General features: G+C 73.0%; 18 protein-coding genes. 7 read left to right on the forward strand and 11 right to left on the reverse strand.

Annotation, left to right across the window (positions count from 1 at the left end):
* Nucleotides 1-83: 83 nt before the first annotated feature.
* On the forward strand, nucleotides 84-1,070 hold the full coding sequence (locus SGLAU_RS30450; RefSeq protein ID WP_043507251.1) for a pirin family protein: 987 nt from the start codon (nucleotides 84-86) through the stop codon (nucleotides 1,068-1,070).
* 8 nt (nucleotides 1,071-1,078) lie between these two features.
* On the opposite strand, the gene SGLAU_RS30455 is transcribed toward SGLAU_RS30450, so the two are convergent.
* Together SGLAU_RS30455 and SGLAU_RS30460 are read right to left on the reverse strand one after the other, a co-directional pair.
* Nucleotides 1,079-2,401: a lipase family protein gene (locus tag SGLAU_RS30455; protein ID WP_043505793.1), complete on the reverse strand. Its 1,323-nt coding sequence runs from the start codon at nucleotides 2,399-2,401 to the stop codon at nucleotides 1,079-1,081.
* A 182-nt stretch (nucleotides 2,402-2,583) separates the two neighbouring features.
* Complete coding sequence (locus SGLAU_RS30460) at nucleotides 2,584-3,771, reverse strand: S1 family peptidase (RefSeq protein ID WP_043505794.1); 1,188 nt, start codon at nucleotides 3,769-3,771, stop codon at nucleotides 2,584-2,586.
* Nucleotides 3,772-4,316: 545 nt separating this feature from the next.
* Between SGLAU_RS30460 and SGLAU_RS30465 the strand changes: the two genes are divergently transcribed.
* Both SGLAU_RS30465 and SGLAU_RS30470 read left to right on the forward strand, forming a co-directional pair.
* On the forward strand, nucleotides 4,317-5,999 hold the full coding sequence (locus SGLAU_RS30465; RefSeq protein WP_043505795.1) for a sigma-70 family RNA polymerase sigma factor: 1,683 nt from the start codon (nucleotides 4,317-4,319) through the stop codon (nucleotides 5,997-5,999).
* Nucleotides 6,000-6,594: 595 nt separating this feature from the next.
* Nucleotides 6,595-7,590 (forward strand): trypsin-like serine peptidase, encoded by a 996-nt coding sequence (locus SGLAU_RS30470; RefSeq protein WP_043505796.1) that lies wholly within the window; start codon nucleotides 6,595-6,597, stop codon nucleotides 7,588-7,590.
* A 251-nt stretch (nucleotides 7,591-7,841) separates the two neighbouring features.
* Here SGLAU_RS30470 and SGLAU_RS30475 read toward each other — a convergent pair whose 3' ends face one another.
* The 6 genes from SGLAU_RS30475 to SGLAU_RS30500 all read right to left on the reverse strand — a co-directional run bounded on the left by SGLAU_RS30475 (nucleotide 7,842) and on the right by SGLAU_RS30500 (nucleotide 11,606).
* Complete coding sequence (locus SGLAU_RS30475; RefSeq protein ID WP_043505797.1) at nucleotides 7,842-8,060, reverse strand: helix-turn-helix domain-containing protein; 219 nt, start codon at nucleotides 8,058-8,060, stop codon at nucleotides 7,842-7,844.
* Nucleotides 8,061-8,152: 92 nt separating this feature from the next.
* Nucleotides 8,153-8,695 carry a VOC family protein gene (locus SGLAU_RS30480; protein ID WP_043505798.1) on the reverse strand — a complete coding sequence of 181 codons (543 nt, stop codon included), beginning with the start codon at nucleotides 8,693-8,695 and terminating at the stop codon, nucleotides 8,153-8,155.
* 84 nt (nucleotides 8,696-8,779) lie between these two features.
* Nucleotides 8,780-9,313: a 2'-5' RNA ligase family protein gene (locus SGLAU_RS30485; protein ID WP_043505799.1), complete on the reverse strand. Its 534-nt coding sequence runs from the start codon at nucleotides 9,311-9,313 to the stop codon at nucleotides 8,780-8,782.
* A 366-nt stretch (nucleotides 9,314-9,679) separates the two neighbouring features.
* On the reverse strand, nucleotides 9,680-10,165 hold the full coding sequence (locus tag SGLAU_RS30490) for a hypothetical protein (RefSeq protein WP_318536229.1): 486 nt from the start codon (nucleotides 10,163-10,165) through the stop codon (nucleotides 9,680-9,682).
* Nucleotides 10,162-10,773: a dihydrofolate reductase family protein gene (locus SGLAU_RS30495; protein ID WP_043505802.1), complete on the reverse strand. Its 612-nt coding sequence runs from the start codon at nucleotides 10,771-10,773 to the stop codon at nucleotides 10,162-10,164. Before SGLAU_RS30495 ends, SGLAU_RS30490 begins: the two co-directional genes overlap by 4 nt.
* On the reverse strand, nucleotides 10,770-11,606 hold the full coding sequence (locus SGLAU_RS30500; RefSeq protein WP_052413966.1) for a metalloregulator ArsR/SmtB family transcription factor: 837 nt from the start codon (nucleotides 11,604-11,606) through the stop codon (nucleotides 10,770-10,772). Before SGLAU_RS30500 ends, SGLAU_RS30495 begins: the two co-directional genes overlap by 4 nt.
* A gap of 248 nt (nucleotides 11,607-11,854) precedes the next feature.
* On the opposite strand from SGLAU_RS30500, the gene SGLAU_RS30505 reads away from it, so the two are divergent.
* Both SGLAU_RS30505 and SGLAU_RS30510 read left to right on the forward strand, forming a co-directional pair.
* Nucleotides 11,855-13,243, forward strand: coding sequence for a cellulase family glycosylhydrolase (locus SGLAU_RS30505; RefSeq protein WP_043505803.1), 1,389 nt, complete (start codon nucleotides 11,855-11,857; stop codon nucleotides 13,241-13,243).
* A gap of 213 nt (nucleotides 13,244-13,456) precedes the next feature.
* Entirely contained in the window at nucleotides 13,457-14,278 is an 822-nt protein-coding gene (locus SGLAU_RS30510; protein ID WP_043505804.1) for a restriction endonuclease, read from the forward strand.
* Between the two features lie 49 nt (nucleotides 14,279-14,327).
* Here the strand turns inward: SGLAU_RS30510 and SGLAU_RS30515 are convergent, their stop codons facing one another.
* The gene (locus SGLAU_RS30515) at nucleotides 14,328-14,804 is read right to left on the reverse strand and encodes a MarR family winged helix-turn-helix transcriptional regulator (protein WP_043505805.1); all 477 of its coding nucleotides are present in this window, start codon (nucleotides 14,802-14,804) and stop codon (nucleotides 14,328-14,330) included.
* Between the two features lie 113 nt (nucleotides 14,805-14,917).
* On the opposite strand from SGLAU_RS30515, the gene SGLAU_RS30520 reads away from it, so the two are divergent.
* Complete coding sequence (locus SGLAU_RS30520) at nucleotides 14,918-16,012, forward strand: epoxide hydrolase family protein (protein WP_043505807.1); 1,095 nt, start codon at nucleotides 14,918-14,920, stop codon at nucleotides 16,010-16,012.
* Here the strand turns inward: SGLAU_RS30520 and SGLAU_RS30525 are convergent.
* The gene (locus SGLAU_RS30525) at nucleotides 16,000-17,073 is read right to left on the reverse strand and encodes an ABC transporter substrate-binding protein (RefSeq protein ID WP_244315285.1); all 1,074 of its coding nucleotides are present in this window, start codon (nucleotides 17,071-17,073) and stop codon (nucleotides 16,000-16,002) included. The two genes, SGLAU_RS30520 and SGLAU_RS30525, sit on opposite strands and share 13 nt — an antisense overlap.
* Before the next feature lie 222 nt (nucleotides 17,074-17,295).
* Nucleotides 17,296-18,738 carry a phosphatase PAP2 family protein gene (locus SGLAU_RS30530; RefSeq protein ID WP_078957965.1) on the reverse strand — a complete coding sequence of 481 codons (1,443 nt, stop codon included), beginning with the start codon at nucleotides 18,736-18,738 and terminating at the stop codon, nucleotides 17,296-17,298.
* 446 nt (nucleotides 18,739-19,184) lie between these two features.
* On the opposite strand from SGLAU_RS30530, the gene SGLAU_RS30535 reads away from it, so the two are divergent.
* The gene (locus SGLAU_RS30535; protein WP_043505810.1) at nucleotides 19,185-20,066 is read left to right on the forward strand and encodes an SDR family oxidoreductase; all 882 of its coding nucleotides are present in this window, start codon (nucleotides 19,185-19,187) and stop codon (nucleotides 20,064-20,066) included.
* Nucleotides 20,067-20,154 lie beyond the last annotated feature (88 nt).

Genomic DNA, 20,154 nt, shown 5'->3' on the forward strand with positions numbered 1-20,154 from the left:
CCGGGCGATCACTCGCTGAGGGTCCTATGATCGACGAGTGGATGTTGAAAGTCGAACGTTCCCTCGCGGGGAAGGCCGGGACAGTGAGTAACACCGAAGTGCGTCCCGCCGAGGTGAAGTGCGGGGGTCCGTCCGGCGGGGACACCTCCTCCGCCGTCGACGTGCTCACCGCACGGCAGGTCCCGCTGGGCGGCCCTCGCGCCATGTCCGTGCGACGGACCCTGCCCCAGCGGGCCCGCACCCTCATCGGGGCGTGGTGCTTCGCCGACCACTACGGCCCCGACGACGTCTCCGCCACCGGTGGCATGGACGTCGCCCCCCATCCGCACACCGGTCTGCAGACGGTCAGCTGGCTCTTCAGCGGGGAGATCGAGCACCGCGACAGCCTGGGCAGCCACGCCTTCGTCCGCCCCGGCGAACTGAACCTCATGACCGGCGGCCACGGCATCAGCCACTCGGAGGTGTCGACCCCCGGCACGACCGTCCTGCACGGGGTCCAGCTCTGGGTGGCCCTGCCCGGCGAACACCGCGATGCCGCCCGGGACTTCCAGCACTACGCCCCCGCGCCGGTGCCGCTGGACGGCGGCAGCGCCCGCGTCTTCCTGGGCACGCTCGCCGGCGACACCTCGCCGGTCCGCACCTTCACCCCGCTGCTCGGCGCCGAGCTGTCCGTCGACCCCGGTGCGACGCTGACCCTCGACGTCGACCCGGACTTCGAGCACGGGCTGCTCGTGGACACCGGCGACGTCCGCCTGGACGGCACCGCCCTGGAACCGGCCGAGCTGGGCTACACCGCACCCGGGCGCACGGTGCTCACCCTCGCCAACGAGGGGACGGGCACAGCGCGCCTGGTGCTCCTCGGCGGTCCGCCCTTCGGGGAGGAGATCGTCATGTGGTGGAACTTCATCGGCCGCTCGCACGACGACATCGTCCGCGCCCGCCAGGAGTGGCAGGACGCGTCGGACCGCTTCGGCCGGGTCGAGGGCTACCCGGGCGACCGCCTCCCGGCGCCCGCCCTCCCCAACGCCACCCTCACTCCGCGCGGCAACCCGGCTCCCCGGCAGCCCTGACCGGCGGGTCAGGGCTGCACGGGCAGCGTGCGGCAGTTGGAGCCGGCGGGTTTCCCGGCGAGGCGGTCGGTCAGCCAGGACACCGCGTCGTCCTGGTCGGTGATGAGCGGCGCCAGGTGGTTGGTGAGGATCTTGTCGCCGAGATCGGGCAGGAGGACGGGCTTGTAGGTGACGTCACCGCCCCTGCGGCACCAGTCCACCGCCAGCCGGCGGGACTGGGCGTGGGGGACGATGTCGTCCTGGACGCCGGTGGCCAGCCGGACCGGGCCCGTGGGGGTGAGGGCGCCGAGGCGCTGCTTGTCGAGCACCGCCTGGGCGCGGGGCTCACCCGCGAGGACCTCGGCGAGGGACTTCCCGCTCGACGTCCACTTCGTGCTCTTGGTGAAGCCGTAGCGGAGGATCGCGTCGCCCACGCAGGTGGTCGCGATGTCCTTCAGCGCGGCCCGTCCCGTCGCGTTGACGTTGGCCTCCACCACCTCGCGCAGGTCCGGCTCCGCCTGGGCGAACCCGTTGATCGACCAGCCCAGGGCGCCCGCCAGCGCGCTGCCGTCGATGCCCTTCATGACCTCCGTCAGGTCGGCGGGCGGCGCGCCGCTGTAGGTGCCGGCGAGCGGCACGTCGGGCGCGTACGTTCGCTGGAGTTCGGCCGCGGCGGCACTCGCGCCGCCGCCCTGGCTGTAGCCGTACAGGCCGACCCGGGAGCCGGCCGTGACGGACGCGCCCGGCACGGAGCGGGCGGCGCGTGCCGCGTCCAGCATGGCGTGCCCCTGGTCGAGGCGGTTCACGTAGGTGTGCAGCCGGTCGGTGGCGCCGAGGCCGACGTAGTCCGTGACGACGACGGCCGCGCCCGTGGCCAGCAGGCGGTAGACCGCGAGGATCTCATAACCGACGGACAGGGTCTGGCCGTTGAGGAGCAGCGGGTGCTGGAGGGAGAACGACGGCGCGCACTGGTCGCCCTGGCCCATGGTGCCCGAGCCCACCACGACCAGGGGGCGGGGGCCGTCGCCCTTCCATGCCGCGGACGGCTCGATGTAGGCGCCGGTGACCGCGACCCGCTCGCCGCCCGAGTCGGTGGACGTGTACATCAGGCGGGTGGCCGTGCCGGGGAGCGGGCGGCCGTCGAGACCGGGCAGTGCGAGGCCGAGAGGCAGAGGCTCGTGCCGGACCAAGGTGCCGTTTCCCGCGGGCAGTCCGGCGGGCGGGGTGTAGAAGGCGGGGATGGTCACGCCCCGGGACACCACGGGGTCGCTCGCGGCGGCGGGCGGGGCGGACGCGCAGACACAGGCGGTGGTGACGACGGCGGTCGTCAGCACGGTGCCGATACGGCTCACGGTTCACTCCTCGCTCTGCTGCAGGAAAGTGAACCGGAAACTAGCACTGCTTGGTTACTGCTGGTAACACCTGAGCAAGTTACGGGCTGGTAACTATTGCCTGCGCGGCACGCCGTCGCGGCGCACGGAAGGAGCGGGCCGCGCCGGTCGCCCGGCGGGCCCGCTCGCTCCGCGCCGTCCGCTCAGGCCGTGTGCAGCGTGAGGCCGTAACGGCTGAGGATCTCGTTGACCGGCTGGAACCACGTCTCGCCCCCGCCGGAGCAGTTGCCCCAGCCGCCGGAGGTGACGCCCTGCGCCTGGTCGCCGCTGATGAAGGAGCCGCCCGAATCGCCCGGCTCGGCGCACACGCTCGTCTTCGTCATCTGACGCACCGCGCCCTGGCTGTAGTTGACGGTTTCGTTCTTGGCCAGGACGGTGCCGCAGTGCCAGTGGGTCGTCGAGCCCGAGCGGCAGACGGAGGCGCCGATCGGCGCCTCGGCCGAGCCGCGCACCAGTCGGTCCGGGATGGTGCCCCAGCCGAGCACGACGGGCACCGTCCACCAGCCGCTGCCCACGTTGACCCACGCGTAGTCGTTCTCCGGGAACGAGGAACCCTGGAAGGTGCCGATGTGGGAGCCGTCCCAGCCCCTGACCGCCGAGCCGGTGCCGCCGCAGTGCCCGGCGGTGACGAAGCCGCCGTGGACCGAGAAGCCGATCGAGCAGCGGACGTTGCCGGTGTAGTAGGGGTCACCGCCCACGGTGCCCGCCGCGAAGGTCCGCGCGGCCGCTCGTACGGTGCGCACGGTGACCGGTCCGGCCTCGCGGGCCTCGGCGACGAACCGGCGGACGTCGGGGGCGGACCGCTGGCCGTGGACCACGTTCACCGCCACGGTGTTGGCGACCGGATCGACCGACCAACTGCTCACTCCGGCGGGGGCCTTCAGGCGGTCGATGCGCGACTTCACCGTGTCCAGCAGGCGTGCGCTGTGCTCCACGACGCGTACGCCCGCACCGGCCGAGCGCAGGGCGCGGACCGCCGAGGCGTCGGCGTCCGAGGTGACCGCGACGACGAGTTTCCCGCTCTCCGCCTCGAACCAGGCGCCGCCGTAGGCGGCTCCCGCCGTCCGACGGGCCTCCTGTGCCAGCTCGGTGGCACGGCGCTCCGCGGTGAGGCGCGCCTCCGCCTCGGCGCGGGTGAGCCCGAATTCCCGCTGCATCGCCCGGAGAAGGCCCGGGGAGGCCGACGCGGACCCGGTGGATGCGGCGGGGGCCGTGGGCGCGGCCGAGCCGGTGGTGTCGCTCGCCGCGGCGGGCAGGGCGCCGGCCGCGGTCCAGCCGCCGATCAGGAGGAGTGCGGCCGCGCAGGCCCGCGCGTACCTGTTGCGTGTCATGGAAGTCGCTGCCCTTCGTCGTTCCCGCGATGTGGGGGTGGAACAACCGCAGTCTGAGAGCGCTCTCATGGGATGTGGGCAGAGCCTAGCGGTGGATGGCTATCAGGTCCATGCCAATGCCGGAATCGCGCCGGGAACGGGGCGCCGCTGACGTGAACGGTGCGGGCGGGGGCGGCGCGAACTCCCCGCCGCCGCATCGGGCTCGGCCGGTTGCTCGGGGCCCGGGGCGACGCCGAGGGCGGGGATGCCGCCGGGCCGGGCGAGCGCCGCCGGCGTCGCGGAGGGGTCCGCCACGCACCCGCGGCCGGCACGGCGCCTTCCGCCCCGGCTCATCGGGGCATCCGCTCCCTTCCTCCCGGCCTGCGCGGGACGGCACCGGCCGACCGCGCACCGGTGCGGCTCCGGCCACCGTCCGGGAATGTGACGTCCCTCGCACGGGCGTACGAACTCGGCTCGCGTCCGGAAAAATTGTTATCCCGGGCCCACCGGCCGATCTCCCATGCAGCGGACAGCAACGTCCGGCGTCGAAGACGAGGAAACCTGCCATGAGCACAGAGCGCACGAGGGAGACGGCGGCACTGGTGACCGCTGCGCAGAGCGGTGACCCGGAGGCCCAGGATGCCCTGATCGGTGCCTACCTCCCGCTGGTCTACAACGTCGTGGGGCGCGCACTCGACGGCTCCGTCGACGTGGACGACGTCGTACAGGAGACCCTGCTGCGCGCACTCGACGCACTGGGCGGGCTGCGCGCTCCCGAGAACTTCCGCTCCTGGCTCGTGGCCATCGCGATGAACCAGGTCAGGGCGCACTGGCACGACCGGCAGGCGGCCCCGGGCGCCGTCGAGGAGGCCGAGGAACTCGCCGATCCGGGGGCCGACTTCGTGGACCTGACCATCGTGCAGCTGCAGCTGTCCGGCCAGCGTCAGGAGACCGCACGGGCGACCCGCTGGCTGGAACCCGACGACCGGGGACTGCTGTCGCTCTGGTGGCTGGAGTGCGCCGGTGAACTGACGCGCTCCGAGGTCGCCACCGCTCTCGACCTCTCGCCCCAGCACACGGCGGTCCGGGTGCAGCGGATGAAGGCCCAGCTGGAGGCCGCCCGGGTGGTCGTACGCGCACTCGACGCACGCCCGCGCTGTGCGGAACTGGCGGCGCTCCTGGGCCCTTGGGACGGGCGGCCCTCGGCCCTGTGGCGCAAGCGAATAGCCCGGCACGCGCGTGGCTGCTCCCGCTGCTCCGGCCTGTGGAGCGGGCTGATGCCGGCGGAGGGCCTGCTGGCCGGACTCGCCCTGGTCGCGGCGGCACCCGCCCTCTGGGACAAGGTGCTCGCCCCCGCGGCAGGGACGGCCGCCCCCCACGGGATGGTCCCGGCCGGCTCGGCGTCCCGGCCGGCATCCTCGCCGGCACCCGGCCGCCCGGTCCCGGCAGCCGGGCACCGTGCCGCCCCGGGCGGCCGGACGCCCTCCCGCAGCCAGGTACGCCGGCGTCGGCGCATCCGGCGTCGCGCCGTCGCCGGAGCCGTGGTGGTGTCCGGTGTCGTCGGCGGCGGCCTGTGGTACTTCGGCACGGACCCCGGTACCGCACCCGAGCGGGCGACCGCGGCGCCCACGGCCGGTGCCCACGCGGTGGACCACCCGGCGCCGAGCGCCGCCGAGGCGTCCGCGTCGGCCCTCAGGCCGCCGTCCGCGTCCGTGCCGGCCTCGCCGTCCGCGGCACCTTCCAAGAAGGCGACGCCTTCCCGGAGCCCCGCCGGGAAGAGCACGCCGACGGCCGCCCGGCCCCCCGCCCCCCGGCCGGCGCCGAGCGCATCCGCCACTCCACAGGCGCAGCCGGCGCCGACCGGAACCGTCGCGCAGGTCGTCGCCCTGGTGAACAAGGAACGGGCGGCCGCCGGTTGTGCCCCGCTCACCGAGGATCCGCAGCTGAACCAGGCCGCACAGGGCCACTCGGAGGACATGGCGGCGCGCGGCTTCTTCGACCACACCAACCCGGACGGTGCCGATCCCGGCCGCCGCACCACCGCCGCGGGATACGCGTGGTCCACCTACGGCGAGAACATCGCGCGGGGCCAGCAGACCCCGGAAGCGGTGATGGAGTCCTGGATGAACAGCCCCGGTCACCGCGCCAACATCCTCAACTGCTCGTTCGAGGACATCGGCGTGGGCGTCCACGACGGCTCGGGCGGACCGTGGTGGACGCAGAACTTCGGGGCCGAGCAGGGCGGCTGAGAGGACCGGCGACGGGGCACGGCCGTCGCGGCCGCGCCGGGCTCGGGCCGTCGGCCGGGCAGCACCCGGTCGCGGCGTCGAGTGGAGCCGTGCCGAGGGTCGGGGTGCCGCGTCGGGTCGTGACGGTCGAGCCGAGTCGCGTCGATGGTCGAGCCTCGCCCGGTCGATGGGTGAGCCGATCGGCGTGACCGCCGGGCAGCGTCCGTTCCGACGGTCGAGCCACGTCGGGGCCGACGGCCGCGCCGGGCCGACCGTGGCGCCGGCCGGGGTGTGGCCCGTCGACGCCACGGGCCCGGCCCCGTCGACGCCGGAGTCCCGGCGAGGCGCGGCCCGTTCCGCCACGCGGCGGCGGACCGCGCGCGTGGGAGCCGGTCCAGCCACGCGACGACCGGCCCACCACGGTTCGTTCACGTGACCGTCCGGAGCGCGCTCCGGTCGCCGTCGCAGCCCCGCTTCCCGCGAAAAATGTGGTGACGCGCCCCTGACAAGCAAGAATTTCCGTGGCACGCTGCGACACGCACGTCTGTCCGCACCGCTCTTCGTACCCCCACCCTGCCCGGACACCGACGTCGGGGCACGGCAGAAGGAGACATGCGTGAGACGCCATCGCACCGCCCCAGGCATCCTGCTGGCCCTGGCAGCCCTGCTCACCGGCGGCCTCGTCGAAGCCGGAACGGCCGCCGCGGCAGCGACGGACACCGATGCGGCCCCCTCGGGAGACTCCGTACCGGCCCGCACCGCCCCCGCCGCCGAACAGCACAGGGCCCGCACGTTCTGGACCGCCGAACGCATGCGCGGCGCCACACCCCTGGATCTCCTGGTGACCCCGCGGGCCGCCCAGCGGCTGAAGGCACCGCGGGCCGCCGAAGGGCGGACGACGACCGTCGCACCCACCGCCGCCCCCGCGTCCTTCCCGCAGGCCGGGGGCGCGTGGAGCGGTGGCGGCGCGGTCGTGAAGACGTCGGGCCGGGTGTTCTTCACGTTCCAGGGCCGCACCGCGTCCTGCTCCGGCAACGCCGTGACCAGCCAGAACGCCAGCACCGTCATCACCGCGGGCCACTGCGTCAAATACCAGGGCAGCTGGCACACCAACTGGGTGTTCGTCCCCGCCTACGACAACGGCAGCGCGCCCTACGGCCAGTGGACCGCGACCACCACGCTCACCACCCCGCAGTGGGAGGCGAACGAGGACATCAACTACGACGTCGGGGCCGCGGTCGTCGCTCCGCTGAACGGCCAGAAGCTCACCGCGGTCGTCGGCGCCCAGGGCATCCAGTTCAACGGCGGCTACAACAAGCCGATGTACGCCTTCGGCTTCCCGGCGGCCTCGCCGTACGACGGCTCGAAGCTGATCTACTGCAGCGGCAACAGCTCGAAGGACTTCCTGTTCTCCCAGGACCACAGCCTCGCCTGCAATATGACCGGCGGGTCGAGCGGCGGCCCCTGGTTCACCGGCTTCAGCGAGTCGACGGGCGCCGGTCTGCAGGTCTCTGTGAACAGCTTCGGCTACACGTTCCTGCCGAACCGCATGTTCGGCCCGTACTTCGGCAACGACGCGAAGGCCCTGTACGACAAGGCCCAGATCTCGTAGGACGCCCCGAAGTCCCGACGCCGGCCCGGGACCACCGGCGTCGCCTGGGACGACCAACGTCGGCCCGGGACCACAGCGTCGGCCCGGGACCGCCGACGTCGGTCCGGGACCACCGGCGCCGGCCCCGGGCCACCGGCGTCGCCCCGCAACCACCAGCGCCGGTCCGGGCGCACTCGGCGCCCGGACCGGCACGGACATGACTCACCGCCGTCGCGGCCGGCCTTCGTCCACGACGGGCCGGCCGATCGCCGTCACCCCTTCGCCCGGCCGGACTTCTCCAGCCGTCGGTGGTCCCCGCCCCGGTTGCGCAGGGGAGCCTCCGCCTCGGTGAGGACACGGTGCACGAAACCGTAGGACCGTCCGTGGGCCTCGGCGATGGCCCGTATGGACAGCCCCTGTTCGTACTGCCGCTTCATCTCGCGTGCGAGTTCCACCCGAGCCGTACCGGTGATCTGCTTCCCCTTGTCCACGACGCGTCTCCTTCGGTGATCGACGTGCGGCTGTGATCGTCGACTACCCAGGAGAGAGCAGAAGTCACCGGCACCGGCCCGGCCCGATCCGTTCAGCGGCCGGGGGCGGTCGTCCTGACGGGCGCGCTGCTGCGTCCCCGGCTCCGGCCGCTCAGCTCGGTGTCGAGCGTCTCCTGGGCCACGCGCATGCCCTCGGCGTGCACCGGGTCCTTCAGCCGCCTCCACATCTCGTCCTCGGGTACGTCCTCGATGTGTGCGACCACCCACCAGATGTTGCCGAAGGGGTCCCTGACACGCCCCCCGCGCTGGCCGAAGGCGTTGTCCGACAGAGCGGTGACCACCCGGCTGCCGGCCGCGACGGCCCGGGAGAACGCCTCGTCCGCGTCGGCGACGAACACGCGCAGCAGGCTCGGCAGGGCGGGCCAGTCGGCGCGCCGGTCGAAGGCCAGCACGACGGTGTCGCCGATCCGGATCTCGCCGTGACCGATCGAACCGTCCTCCGTGGGCACCCGGGCGAGTTCCTCGCCCCCGAACACCTCGGTCACGAAGTCGAGGAAGGCCCCCGTGTCGTCGGTGACGACCCAGGGTGCGACGGTGGTGTAGCCCTGGGGTGCCGTGCTCGTCTGCCCGGTCATGGCGGTCCTCCCGTTGGTGCCGACTGGTGATGACGACGGTAGGCACCGTGTAGGTCAGGAACTGTCCTATGCGTCAGGGCGCGGTCAGGGCCATGGCCCCAGCACTTCCACGGACCCGGTCCCGGTGTCGTAGCTGCGCAGGGTCGTGAGCCGGACCGACGGCGGCGGCGCCGGCAGCAGTTCGACGACCCGCCGGCCGGCGAAGACACCGGCCCGCCTGGTCCGGCCGAGGGTGATGTGCGGCACCCAGCGGTCGGGCTCGTGGAGGGGATTGAGGCTGCCGGGCGGACTGTCCGACGCCACCGCTTGCCACACCCTGCGCTGCAAGCCGGCCAGCGCGCGGTCGCGGTCCAGCGCCCAGGCCAGCACCGAGGCGGGCCGCTCGAAGTGGACCACGCCGGCGCACCGCACCGGCAGCGGCAGGGCGGCGGCCACCTCGGCGAGCTCCCAGCGGATCGGGGCGGTCAGCTCCGCACAGGTGGCCAGGGTGACGTGCGGGCTGTTGGCCGGCGAACGGTGACGCGCCAGGCTGGGCAGCCCCGCGTCCGCGAGCCTTCGCCAGGCCTCCCGGACCGCCAGCTCTGCCGCCGCGTCCAACAGGAGCTCGACCGTGCGCACCGCCGCAGCCTACCGGCGGCCGCTCCGACACGCCCGCCGGACGGGCGCCGGGCCGGGACCGACGGACGCCCGTCCGTAGACCGATGGCACCGCCACCGACGCCGTCGGGCACCTCCCGCGTGCTGCGGCACACCCGGTCGGCCGTCGAGCCGTTCACCGGTCCGTGCATACGGCCGCCGATCCCGGGCAACAGCACTGCATCGGCTCGGCTTCCCCCTCCGAGCGCGTCGGTCCCGCCGCCCTCCCCCCGGCGGCGGGACCGCTCACCTCCGGCCCTCCGCCGCCGGAACGCGGCTGTGCGGAGCCGTACTCGACGCGGCCCACGCGCACGGGCCGTCCCGGGTGACCTCGCCGCTCGCCCGGGCGTCAGTCCCATGAGTTGAAGAGCACTCCGCCCAGTGTGGTGATGCCGTAGAAGCGGACTTCGCGCCACTCACCCCGGGTGAGGACCGACGTGTCGATGTCCGCGAGCGGCGCGGTGAGCTCTGTGCGATCGAGCACCACGAACCCCGGGTCGGTGAAGGCGTGGGCCCATGGTGGCGGTGCGCGGAACTCCTCGGTGTACCAGTCCCGGCGTTCCTGGGCGAAGGCGATCCAGGGATGGTGGGCGTGACACAGGATGATCCACTCACGTGCGCCCTCGGTGACCGCCGCGGTGTGGAACGTGCGGGGGTACGTCCGCTCCTCCAGTTCGCCCACCTGACCGCCGGCCGCCCGGGCGGCCGCGTACAACGCCGACCGGAGCGCCCGGAGGTCGGTTTCCGGTAGCGGTCCGTCCTCCGTCCGGAAGAAACCCGTGGCGCCCCGCGGCAGCGTGAAGGCCGCCTTCTTCTCCATGGCCACGCGGCTCACGCCGCCGGGGAGCGCACGCGGTCGTACACCACGGCGATCTCACCCAGTTCGCCGGTCTCCTGGTGGGTGAGCTTCCAGCGGGAGGCCGGCAGACCGTCCTCGAACAACCGCTGCCCGCCGCCGGTGATCTCGGGGCAGATCATCAGGTACAGCCGGTCGAGCAGGTCGGCGGCGAGGAGCGACCTGATGACGCTCGCACTGCTGTTGACGAGGATGTCGCCCCGTCCGGTGGCCTTGAGTCCCGTGACGACGTCCGCCGCGGGGGCGTCGACCACCCGGGTGCGCTCCCACGGAGCCTCGGTGAGGGTGCTCGACAGGACCACCTTCTCGGTGTCCACGAGCCACTTCGCGTACGCACGGTCACGCGGGTCGGCGTTCTCGTCCGCGGCGACCATGGGCCAGTACCCCAGGAAGCCTTCGGCGTTGAGCCGGCCCAGCAGTGCCGTGCCCGCTCCCTCGTGGATGCGGGCGAGATGGTTCCGCGCGGTCTCGGTGACCGCGTACGGGACGATCGCGCCCAGGTCACCGGGGCCGCCGGGCCCGTGGTAACGGCCGTCCAGGGTCAGGCTGATGTTCGCGCGGACTCTGCGCCCGGTCGGGTCGGTCATGGCTGTGCTTCCCTTCGGTCGTCGGATGGGGCGGTGGTGCGCCGGGACGCGCCGACGGCGTCGGCGAGGTTGTCGAGCACCTGGGTCCAGCCGGTCTCGATGCCGGCGACGGACGGCACGGCGTCGACGGCCGTCCCGGTGATCCGCAGGACGAGGAGCAGGCGGGTGCCGCTCTCGGCGTCGGTGAGTGTCAGGTCGTGGTGACCGGTGAACGCCACGGTGCCGGCCTCGATCACCGACAGGTCGAACACGAGGCGTTCCGCTTCCGCGGCGGCGTGCACCCGGCCCTCCGCGTGGTACCGCCCCTCGGGGTCGCGGTAGTCGAGGACGACGCGGCCACCGGGCCTCGGCTCCAGGACACAGTCGGTGACCGTCAGCGGCGGCGGGGCCCACCAGGACGCCAGCAGGCCGGGGTCGGTCCAGTGGCGCCAGACGACGTCCCGGGGCGCGGCCAGCACGCGCTCGAACGTGAAGGCACGGCCGTCGGCCCAGCGTTCCCGGTCCGCGATCGTGGAGTCCGCCTCGACGGCGGCGAGATATCGGGTGATGACATCGCGGTCGCCCGCGTGCGCCTCGGTGGTCCGGGCCAGTTCCCGCAGGCGGCGCCCCAGCGCGGCGAGGGGCGCCGCCTCGACCGCGTAGACCCGGCGCTGCCCGAGGGGGAAGACGGTGACCAGGCCCGCGCGGGCCAGGGTCTGCAGGTGCTTGGTGGTCTGCGGTTGCCGCAGTCCGGCCAGCTCCGCCAGTTCCCCGACGGAGCGGGGCCGCTCGGCGAGAAGCTCGACGATGCGCCACCGCGCGGCGTCTCCCAGCGCTGATGCGATCCGTTCCATGAGGTGAAGTATTCCTCTCAAGGAATATGACCGTCAAGGAATATGAGGGGTGTGGACGTGACCGGCGCGCGATGCGCCGCCTGGTGTACCGGTGCACCGGTCCGCCGGGCCCGAGCGCCGGGCGCGCTCCCGTCGCACCGTTCCCGTCGAATGCCTATACGGGCGTCCTCGCGCCGGTGTACGGTCTCGGGCCGATGGGTTTTGGGAGCGCTCCCATTCCGATTCCGCTTCGCATGAGGAGGAACCCTGTGAAACGCACTCTCGCACTACTGGCGACCTGCGCCACGGCCCTGGGTCTGACGACGCTGGCCACTCCGCAGGCGGAGGCCGCCACCGGCTGCAAGGTCGAATACACCGTCACCAACCAGTGGTCGGGCGGCTTCCAGGCCGGTGTGAAGGTCACCAACCTGGGCGACCCCGTCAGCGGCTGGACGCTCAAGTTCAGCCTGCCGGACGCGGGGCAGAAGGTCGTCCAGGGCTGGAACGCCACCTGGTCGCAGTCGGGCTCCGCCGTCACCGCCGCCAACGTGGACTGGAACCGCACGCTGGCCACCGGCGCGGCGACGGACCTGGGCTTCACGGGCACCTTCGCGGGCGCCAACCCCAAGCCCACGGCCTTCACCCTCAACGGTGTCGCCTGCACGGGCTCGGTCGGCGGCGAGGAGCCCCCGCCCGACCCGGATCCCGACCCCGACCCGGGTACCCCCGTCGGCATCAACGGGCAGCTCCGCGTCTGCGGTGTGAACCTCTGCAACCAGTACAACCGCCCCATCCAGCTGCGCGGCATGAGCACGCACGGCATCCAGTGGTTCAGCAAGTGCTACAACAACGCGTCCCTGGACGCGCTGGCGAAGGACTGGAAGTCGGACCTGTTCCGCATCGCCATGTACGTGCAGGAGCAGGGCTACGAGACCGACCCGGCCGGCTTCACCAGCCGCGTCAACAGCCTGGTCGACATGGCCGAGGCCCGCGGCATGTACGCGCTCATCGACTTCCACACCCTGACGCCCGGCGACCCGAACTACAACCTCGACCGCGCCAAGACGTTCTTCGCCTCCGTCGCGGCCCGCAACGCCGTCAAGAAGAACGTGATCTACGAGATCGCCAACGAGCCCAACGGCGTGAGCTGGACGGCCATCAAGAACTACGCCGAGCAGGTCATCCCGGTGATCCGGGCCGCCGACCCGGACGCCGTCATCATCGTCGGCACCCGCGGCTGGTCCTCGCTGGGCGTCTCGGACGGCTCCAACGAGACGGAGGTCGTCAACAACCCCGTCAACGCCACCAACATCATGTACGCGTTCCACTTCTACGGCGCGAGCCACAAGGACAACTACCGCGCCACGGTGAGCCGGGCGGCCGCCAGACTGCCGCTGTTCGTGACCGAGTTCGGCACGGTGAGCGCCACCGGCGGCGGGACGATGGACCGGGCGAGCAGCGTGGCCTGGCTGGACCTGCTCGACCAGCTGAAGATCAGCTACGCGAACTGGACGTACTCCGACGCCAACGAGAGCAGCGCGGCCTTCAAGCCCGGCACCTGCAACGGCACGGACTACAGCAGCAGTGGCGTGCTGACCGAGTCCGGGGCACTGCTCAAGAGCCGGATCAGCACCGCCGACTCCTTCCCGACCGGCTGACGGCCGGCTGACCCCCGGACCTCGGGCGCGAGGGAGCGCTCCCACAATGGGAGCGCTCCCGATGGGCAGGGCGGCAGCTCCACGGACCCGCCTGTTCCTCCGTCCGGGGGTGCCGGTCGACTCGCCGGTTCACCCGTTCGGCGGTGAACGATCAGATCGCGGGCAGACGCCGTGCGTGGTCTTCGTTCCGATACCGAGGGAGGGCTGAGACCGGTGGCCGTGCCCGAGCGCCCCAGGCGCTTCCCCTACCGTGAGCGCCCCTTCGACCTGCGGGCGACCGCTGTCTTCTTCGTCCTGAGCGCCCTGGTCCTGGTGCTGCTGGGGCTGTTGGCCCGCGCGGCCGTCGACGCGGCCGAACGGCGGCCCGCCTGGGTGGTGATCCTGTCGCTCGGCGGTGTCGCGTGCGTCCTGGTGTGGCGGCGCAACCGGAGGCGGGTGTCGGTGTCCCGCATCGCCCGCCGCACCACCGAGGCGCTGGAGGAGGGCGCGGCGACCGTGCTGGACGTCCTGGAGGACGACGACGCCCACCACGGCGGGACCCGCGTCCTCGTCCCGGACCGCAGCGGAGGGGCCGCCGTCGCGGGCGGCCTCGGCGAGGAGCGGACCCTGGTCCTCGGTCACGTCGACTACGCCGCGCTGAGCGCCGACGGGTTCGAGCAGGCCGTGGCGGACCTGTGTGCGCGAGACGGCTGCACACAGGTCGAGGTCGTGGGCGGGGCGGGGGATCTGGGCGCCGATGTGCTGGCGTGGGCGCCCGACGGCCGCCGCGTCGTCATCCAGTGCAAGCGCTACGGCGACGACAACAAGGTGGGTTCGCAGGACCTGCAGCGCTTCGGCGGCACCTGTTACACCGTCCACGAGGCGGACGTGGCCATCGTCGTGACCACCAGCGACTTCACCGCACCGGCCGAGGAGTACGCCGCCCAGTGCGGCATAGTGTGCGTGAACCACGAGGGGCTGCGGGCCTGGAGCGAGGGGCGGGCGGCGGGGCCGTGGGCGGGTGTACCGGACGGCGGCGCCGGCGAGTGCGTCTGAGCCCCGCCCGGCCGGGCGAGGCCCCTCCCGCCCTCGGGTGCCGGCGTCGTCACGCCTCGCCGGGACCGGGATGCGCGGGCCGGTGGTGGTCCGTCAGCACGGTGAGCAGGCGGGTGAACTGGACCTGCTCGTCCGCGGTGAGGGGGGCGAGGAGCTCGCGCTGGGCCTCGGTGATGAGTGTGTCGAGGCGTTCCAGGCGGCGGCGGCCGGCTGGGGTCAGGGTGATGACGTTGCGCCGCCGGTCGGCGGGGTCGGGGTCGCGGCGGATGCAGTGGGCGTCCGCGAGTTCGTTGAGGACGGCGACCATGTCGCTGCGGTAGATGCCGGTGCGGCGGCTGAGTTCGGCCTGGCTGGCGGCTCCGGCCTCCGCGAGCGCGACCAGTACGGCGAAGTGCCACTTGTGGGCGCCTTCGGCGGCCAGGCGGTCGCCGACGAGCCGGTCGGCGACGAGCGAGGCCCCGGCGAGCAGGCGGCTGGGGATGCCGCGCAGCCGCGCGGGGGTGGCGGGTTCGTGGTTCGGGCTCATGACGGAATCCTACGCCCCTTGCGTTAGCGCCACTAACGGTCTAGCTTCATTAGCGTCACGAACGTTCGTGGCGCTAACGGACTTGTGCGGCACACCTCCCTGGAGCAAAGACCATGATCCAGCCGTTCCGCATCGACATCCCGCAGGCCGACCTCGACGACCTGACCGACCGCCTCGCCCGCACCCGCTGGCCCAACGAGGTCGCGGACGCCGGATGGGAGTACGGCTTCCCGCTGGCCCGGCTGAAGGAGCTGGCCGAGTACTGGCGCACCGGCTACGACTGGCGCGCGCACGAGGCGGAACTCAACGAACTGCCGCACTTCACGACCGAGATCGACGGACAGCGCATCCACTTCGTGCACGTCCGATCCCCGAAGCCGGACGCGCTGGCACTGATCCTCACCCACGGCTGGCCCGGTTCCTTCCTGGAGTTCCTCGATGTGATCGAGCCGCTGTCGCGGGACTTCCACCTGGTGATCCCGTCCATCCCCGGGTACGGCTTCTCGGGGCCCACCGACCGGCGCGGCTGGGATATCGTCCGCGTCGCGCGGGCCTGGGCCGAGCTGATGCGGCGCCTCGGCTACGAGCGCTACGGCGCGCAGGGCGGCGACCTCGGCTCGGGCATCTCCCTGGCCCTCGGCGGGCTGGCACCCGAGCAGGTCGTCGGAGTCCACGTCAACTACCTGCCGACACGGCCGGACCCGGACGCCGGGATCCACCTGTCCGCCGCGGACGAGGCCCGACTGGACAAGGTCCGGGAACTGATGGCGAACCGCCCGCCGTACCAGGCCCTGCAGTCCACCACCCCGCAGACCATCGGCTACGCGCTGACCGACTCACCGGTGGGCCAACTGGCCTGGATCGCCGAGCGCTTCGCGCACTGGACCGACCCGCGCTCACCCGTCGGCGACGACCGGATGCTCACCGACGTCTCGCTGTACTGGCTGACCGCCACCGCCGCCTCCTCGGCGCGCCTGCACCGCGAGGCGCCCCGGCGGCAGGAGCCGTGCCCGGTGCCCCTGGGCGTCGCGGTGTTCGCGCACGACATCACCCAGCCGGTGAGACCACTGGCCGAGCGCCGCTACGACATCAGGCACTGGTCGGAGTTCGAGCGCGGCGGCCACTTCGCCGCGATGGAAGTCCCCGGCCTGCTGGCCCAGGACATCCGGGACTTCTTCCTCGCCACCGGGACGTCTCACGCCGGGTGAAGGACCCGGAAGCGCTCCGGCTGCTCCGGGTCCCGGTCGACGACCTGGACCGGCGGCCAGGCCCACTGCCAGACGCCGGCGCCCGGCACGCGGGAGAACCGGATCGCGCCTCGGGTGCCGTCGACCGCGACACGCGGCCAGGCCTCGGCGACGCTCACCGGGTCCGTGTCGTGAGCACGCATCAGGGCGGCGAGGACGAGGACCGTGTCGTAGCCCTCGAAGGCGACGAAGGAGGGCGCCGCGGCCAGTCGCTCGCGCAGCGACGCCTCGACTCGCGCGCCCAGCGGGGTGAGCCGCTCGGGAAGGTACCGCAGGAACGGGACCGCCGCGCCCTCGTCGCCCAGCAGCGCCGCCCATTCGGCGAACTCCGGCTGCCCGGCCGGAGCGCCGATCAGCAGCTCGGCGAGGCGCTGGTCGCGGCGTACGGCCCTGACGACCGGCACTGCCGGATCAGGGTGGCCGGCCAGCAGCACAAGGGCGGTCGCGCCGTCGTCGACGAGCGCGTCGCACACGTCCGCCGGGCCGAGCGCGCCCAGGTCGAGTTCGGCGACGGAGCCGCCGCTCGCGGCGAACCGGTCCCGCAGAACGCGGACGCCGGACGCCCAGTAGACGCTCGTCTGGACCGCCGCCGCGATGCGGCGGTGTCCCGCGCCCAGCAGGAAGTCGGCGTAGATCCGCCAGCCGTGGGACTGCGCCGGGCACAGGCGTGCCACCCGGTCCGTCGGCCGCTCGGTCAGCGCGTCGAGCACCGCCGACGAGCAGAGGAACGGCAGGCCCAGCGCGTCGGCCCGGGCGGCGGCGGCTCGCGCGACGACGCTGTGGTACTCCCCGGCCAGGGCCGTCACGCCCAGGCCGGCCAGCTCGTCCACGGCCGCCGCGGCCCTCGCGGGGTCCCCCGCGGTGTCCCGCACCACCAGCTCCAGTGGCCTTCCGGCGATGCCGCCCGCGTCGTTGACCTCGCGAACGGCCAGCTCGAGTCCGGCGAGCAGGTGCCGTCCCGCCTCCACCCAGCCGGGGCGGGTGAGCGGGACGAGGGCGCCGATCCGTGGTTCGGGAGACACGAGCGAACACCTCGGCAAGTCAAGATCGTCGGGACGGGCAGCCTACCCGTCCGCGGGTCCGCGAGCCAGGGCCTGCCGCACTTCCCACGGCCTCGCGGCCCGCGCCCGCGTGCCTGCCACCAGCACCGGCCCCGGTCCCGGCGCGGTCCGTCACCGGCACCTTCCGCCGGCTGCCGGCGCCCCGCACGGAAGGCAACGACGACTCCGAGCCCCCTCGGCCTGTCAGCCGCGGCCCGCGTCGACCACGTCGGGTACCGAGGGCGGGGGCGCCTGCCGTGGAACGGTGAGTTCCGCGTCGGGCGCGGGGGCGGCCTCCGGCTCCCACCCGGCGGTGGTCCGCACATAGCCGTAGATCACGGAGACCATGGCCAGCAGGAGGAGCGGGCCGTAGAGCCACGGGTGCCCGGCCATCTCCATCGGCAGGAAGCGGTACGACGCCAGCAGGGCGACGAACACCGTCGCGCCGTACCCGGCCAGCCGGAGCCCCGACCGGTCCCAGCCGCGGTCGTAGGAGCGCAGGGCCGCCTCGACGGTGAGCACGAACACCACGCCGGCGATGAGGTCGGCGCCGTAGTGGTAGCCGAAGCCGAGGGTGGCGCAGAGCGTGGCCACCAGCCAGAACGTGCCCGCCCAACGCAGGGCGCGCGGGCCCCTACGGGTGTGGAGGAAGATCGCGGTGGCCCACGCCGTGTGCAGGCTGGGCATGCAGTTGCGCGGGGTGAGTTCGTCGAACGGGATGGGGTGGGGAATGCTGAGCGGTGGCGGCGTCGTCGGCCAGAGTTCGGCCACCGCCCACTGCCGGGTGGGCCAGGCGTCCGCCCACACACTGACCGCGGCCCAGTGCTCGGTGCCGGTGCCGTAGGCGAAGATCGGTCCGACCACCGGGTAGACCATGTAGATCGCCGGTCCCAGGAGGCCGATCATCAGGAAGCTGCGCACCACGTGGTGACGGGGGAAGCGGCGTTCGACCACCACGTTGCGCAGTTGGTACAGGGCGACGAGGACACCGGCCACCGGGAGCTGCCCGTAGACGAAGTCGAGGAAGTTGAAGCCGATCGCGCCCGTCGCTTCGACGGCCCGCCCCACCAGCCAGGACGGATCGCCCAGCGCGTGATCGGCGACCGCCACGTAGGGGTCGAGCACGTCCGGGCGGGTCTTCGCGGTGATGAGCAGCCAGGTGTCACCGGTCTTGCGGCCGGTCATCAGCAGCAGTCCGAGAGCGACGCCCTTCAGCAGCAGGGCGCGTTCCCGGCCGGTACGGCGGGTCACGGCGAGGACCGCGCAGCCCAGCATCACCCACAGCGCGCCGTTGCCGAAGGGATGGCCCTCGGTGATCTCGATGCCGGCCGCCCATCGGACCACCGAGAAGGTGACGTCGATGCCGATGGCCGCGGCGAGTGCGACGAACCGCTGCCGCCAGGTGAGCACCACCATCATCAACGCCATGCTGGCGTACAGCAGGCCACCCGATTTCGGCGGCAGTATCACCTCTCGCGCCTGGTTGGTGATCGGCCCCGACACCCCGTAGTGCCGCGCGGCCGTCTCCAGTGCGACGAGGAATCCCAGGGTGACCACGCTGGCGGCGGTCCACAGGACCACCCGGGGCCCACGCCATGCGGAGAAGGTGTTTCTGCCTTTGCTGCGCGAAAACACCCGCGATGCCATAGGTATCAATTGTTCGACCAATTTTCCGGTGAGGACGGGTAACGGGGGGTGTCGTCGCGAGTTCGAACATGTTAACGGAGGAGGGGGTGGCGGGGACCCCGGGGCGCGGCATCCCCGACCGCACCCGAACCCCACGGTCGTCTTCTCAGAGGGCGGACGGGCCGCCACGGTTTCACAGCCGGGCGAACGGTGCCCGGCGCCACGGCTCCGTTGCGCCACCCGGTGGCCGCCCCGCGTCACCCTGCCGGCCGCGCGCACCGGCGTGGCGGTGTCCGGGGCGGTGATCGCGGTGATTGGCTTCAGCAGGCGCCGGCGGCAGGAGGCTGACGTTCCAGCCGACTCCCGGGGAAGCGTGATCGACATCGTCATCCCGGGGTACTCGGTCGCAGGTCGTCACGTACCGGGCACCGCCCGGACGTCACCTGCGGACAAGGAGGCTTCACCTCGTGACCGAGCAGCAGCAGGACCCCACCGAGCAGCACCCCCAGCCGGACTTCCCCGACCAGGAACAGCCGCACCCCGGCTGGACCGGGCCCATGGACCCGCCCCCGGACCACGGCGAGGAGTCGTACCGCGGCAGCGGCCGGCTGACGGACCGCAAGGCCGTGATCACGGGCGGCGACTCCGGCATCGGACGGGCGGTCGCGCTGGCGTTCGCCCGGGAGGGCGCCGACGTCCTCATCGCCCACCTGGAGGACGAGAAGGACGACGCCGCCGAGACCGTCCGGCTGGTCGAGGAGGCCGGGCGGCGCGCCGTGGCCGTCTCGTGCGACGTGCGCGCGGAGGAGAACTGCCGGGCCCTGGTCGACCGGGCCGTGGACGAGTTCGGCCGGATCGACATCCTGGTGAACAACGCGGCGTACCAGATGTCGCAGCCGGAGGGCATCGAGGCGATCTCCACCGAGCAGTTCGACCGGGTGATGCGCACCAACCTGTACGGCATGTTCTGGCTGTGCAAGTTCGCGCTGCCGCACATGCGCGAGGGCGGCAGCATCATCAACACCACCTCGGTGCAGGCCTACAAGCCCAGCCCGCACCTGCTGGACTACGCGACCACCAAGGGCGCGATCGTCACCTTCACCCAGGGGCTCGCGCAGATGGTGATCGAACGGGGCATCCGCGTCAACGCCGTGGCGCCGGGCCCGGTGTGGACACCGCTGATCCCGGCGACCATGCCGGACACGCAGGAGTTCGGCAAGCAGGCGCCCATCGGGCGGCCCGCCCAGCCCGCCGAGATGGCCCCCGCGTACGTCTTCCTCGCCTCGCAGGAGGCGTCGTACATCACCGGGGAGATCGTCAACGCGACGGGCGGCACCCCGCTGCCGTAGCGAGCGCGCCGGGACCGGCCGGGGGTACGCGTCACGGCGGTCGCCGGCGCGTACCGCCGCCGGGGCAGCGACGGGCCCGGCGACGACG

The sequence above is a fragment of the Streptomyces glaucescens genome, assembly GCF_000761215.1.
GTDB classification, from domain to species: Bacteria; Actinomycetota; Actinomycetes; order Streptomycetales; family Streptomycetaceae; genus Streptomyces; species Streptomyces glaucescens_B.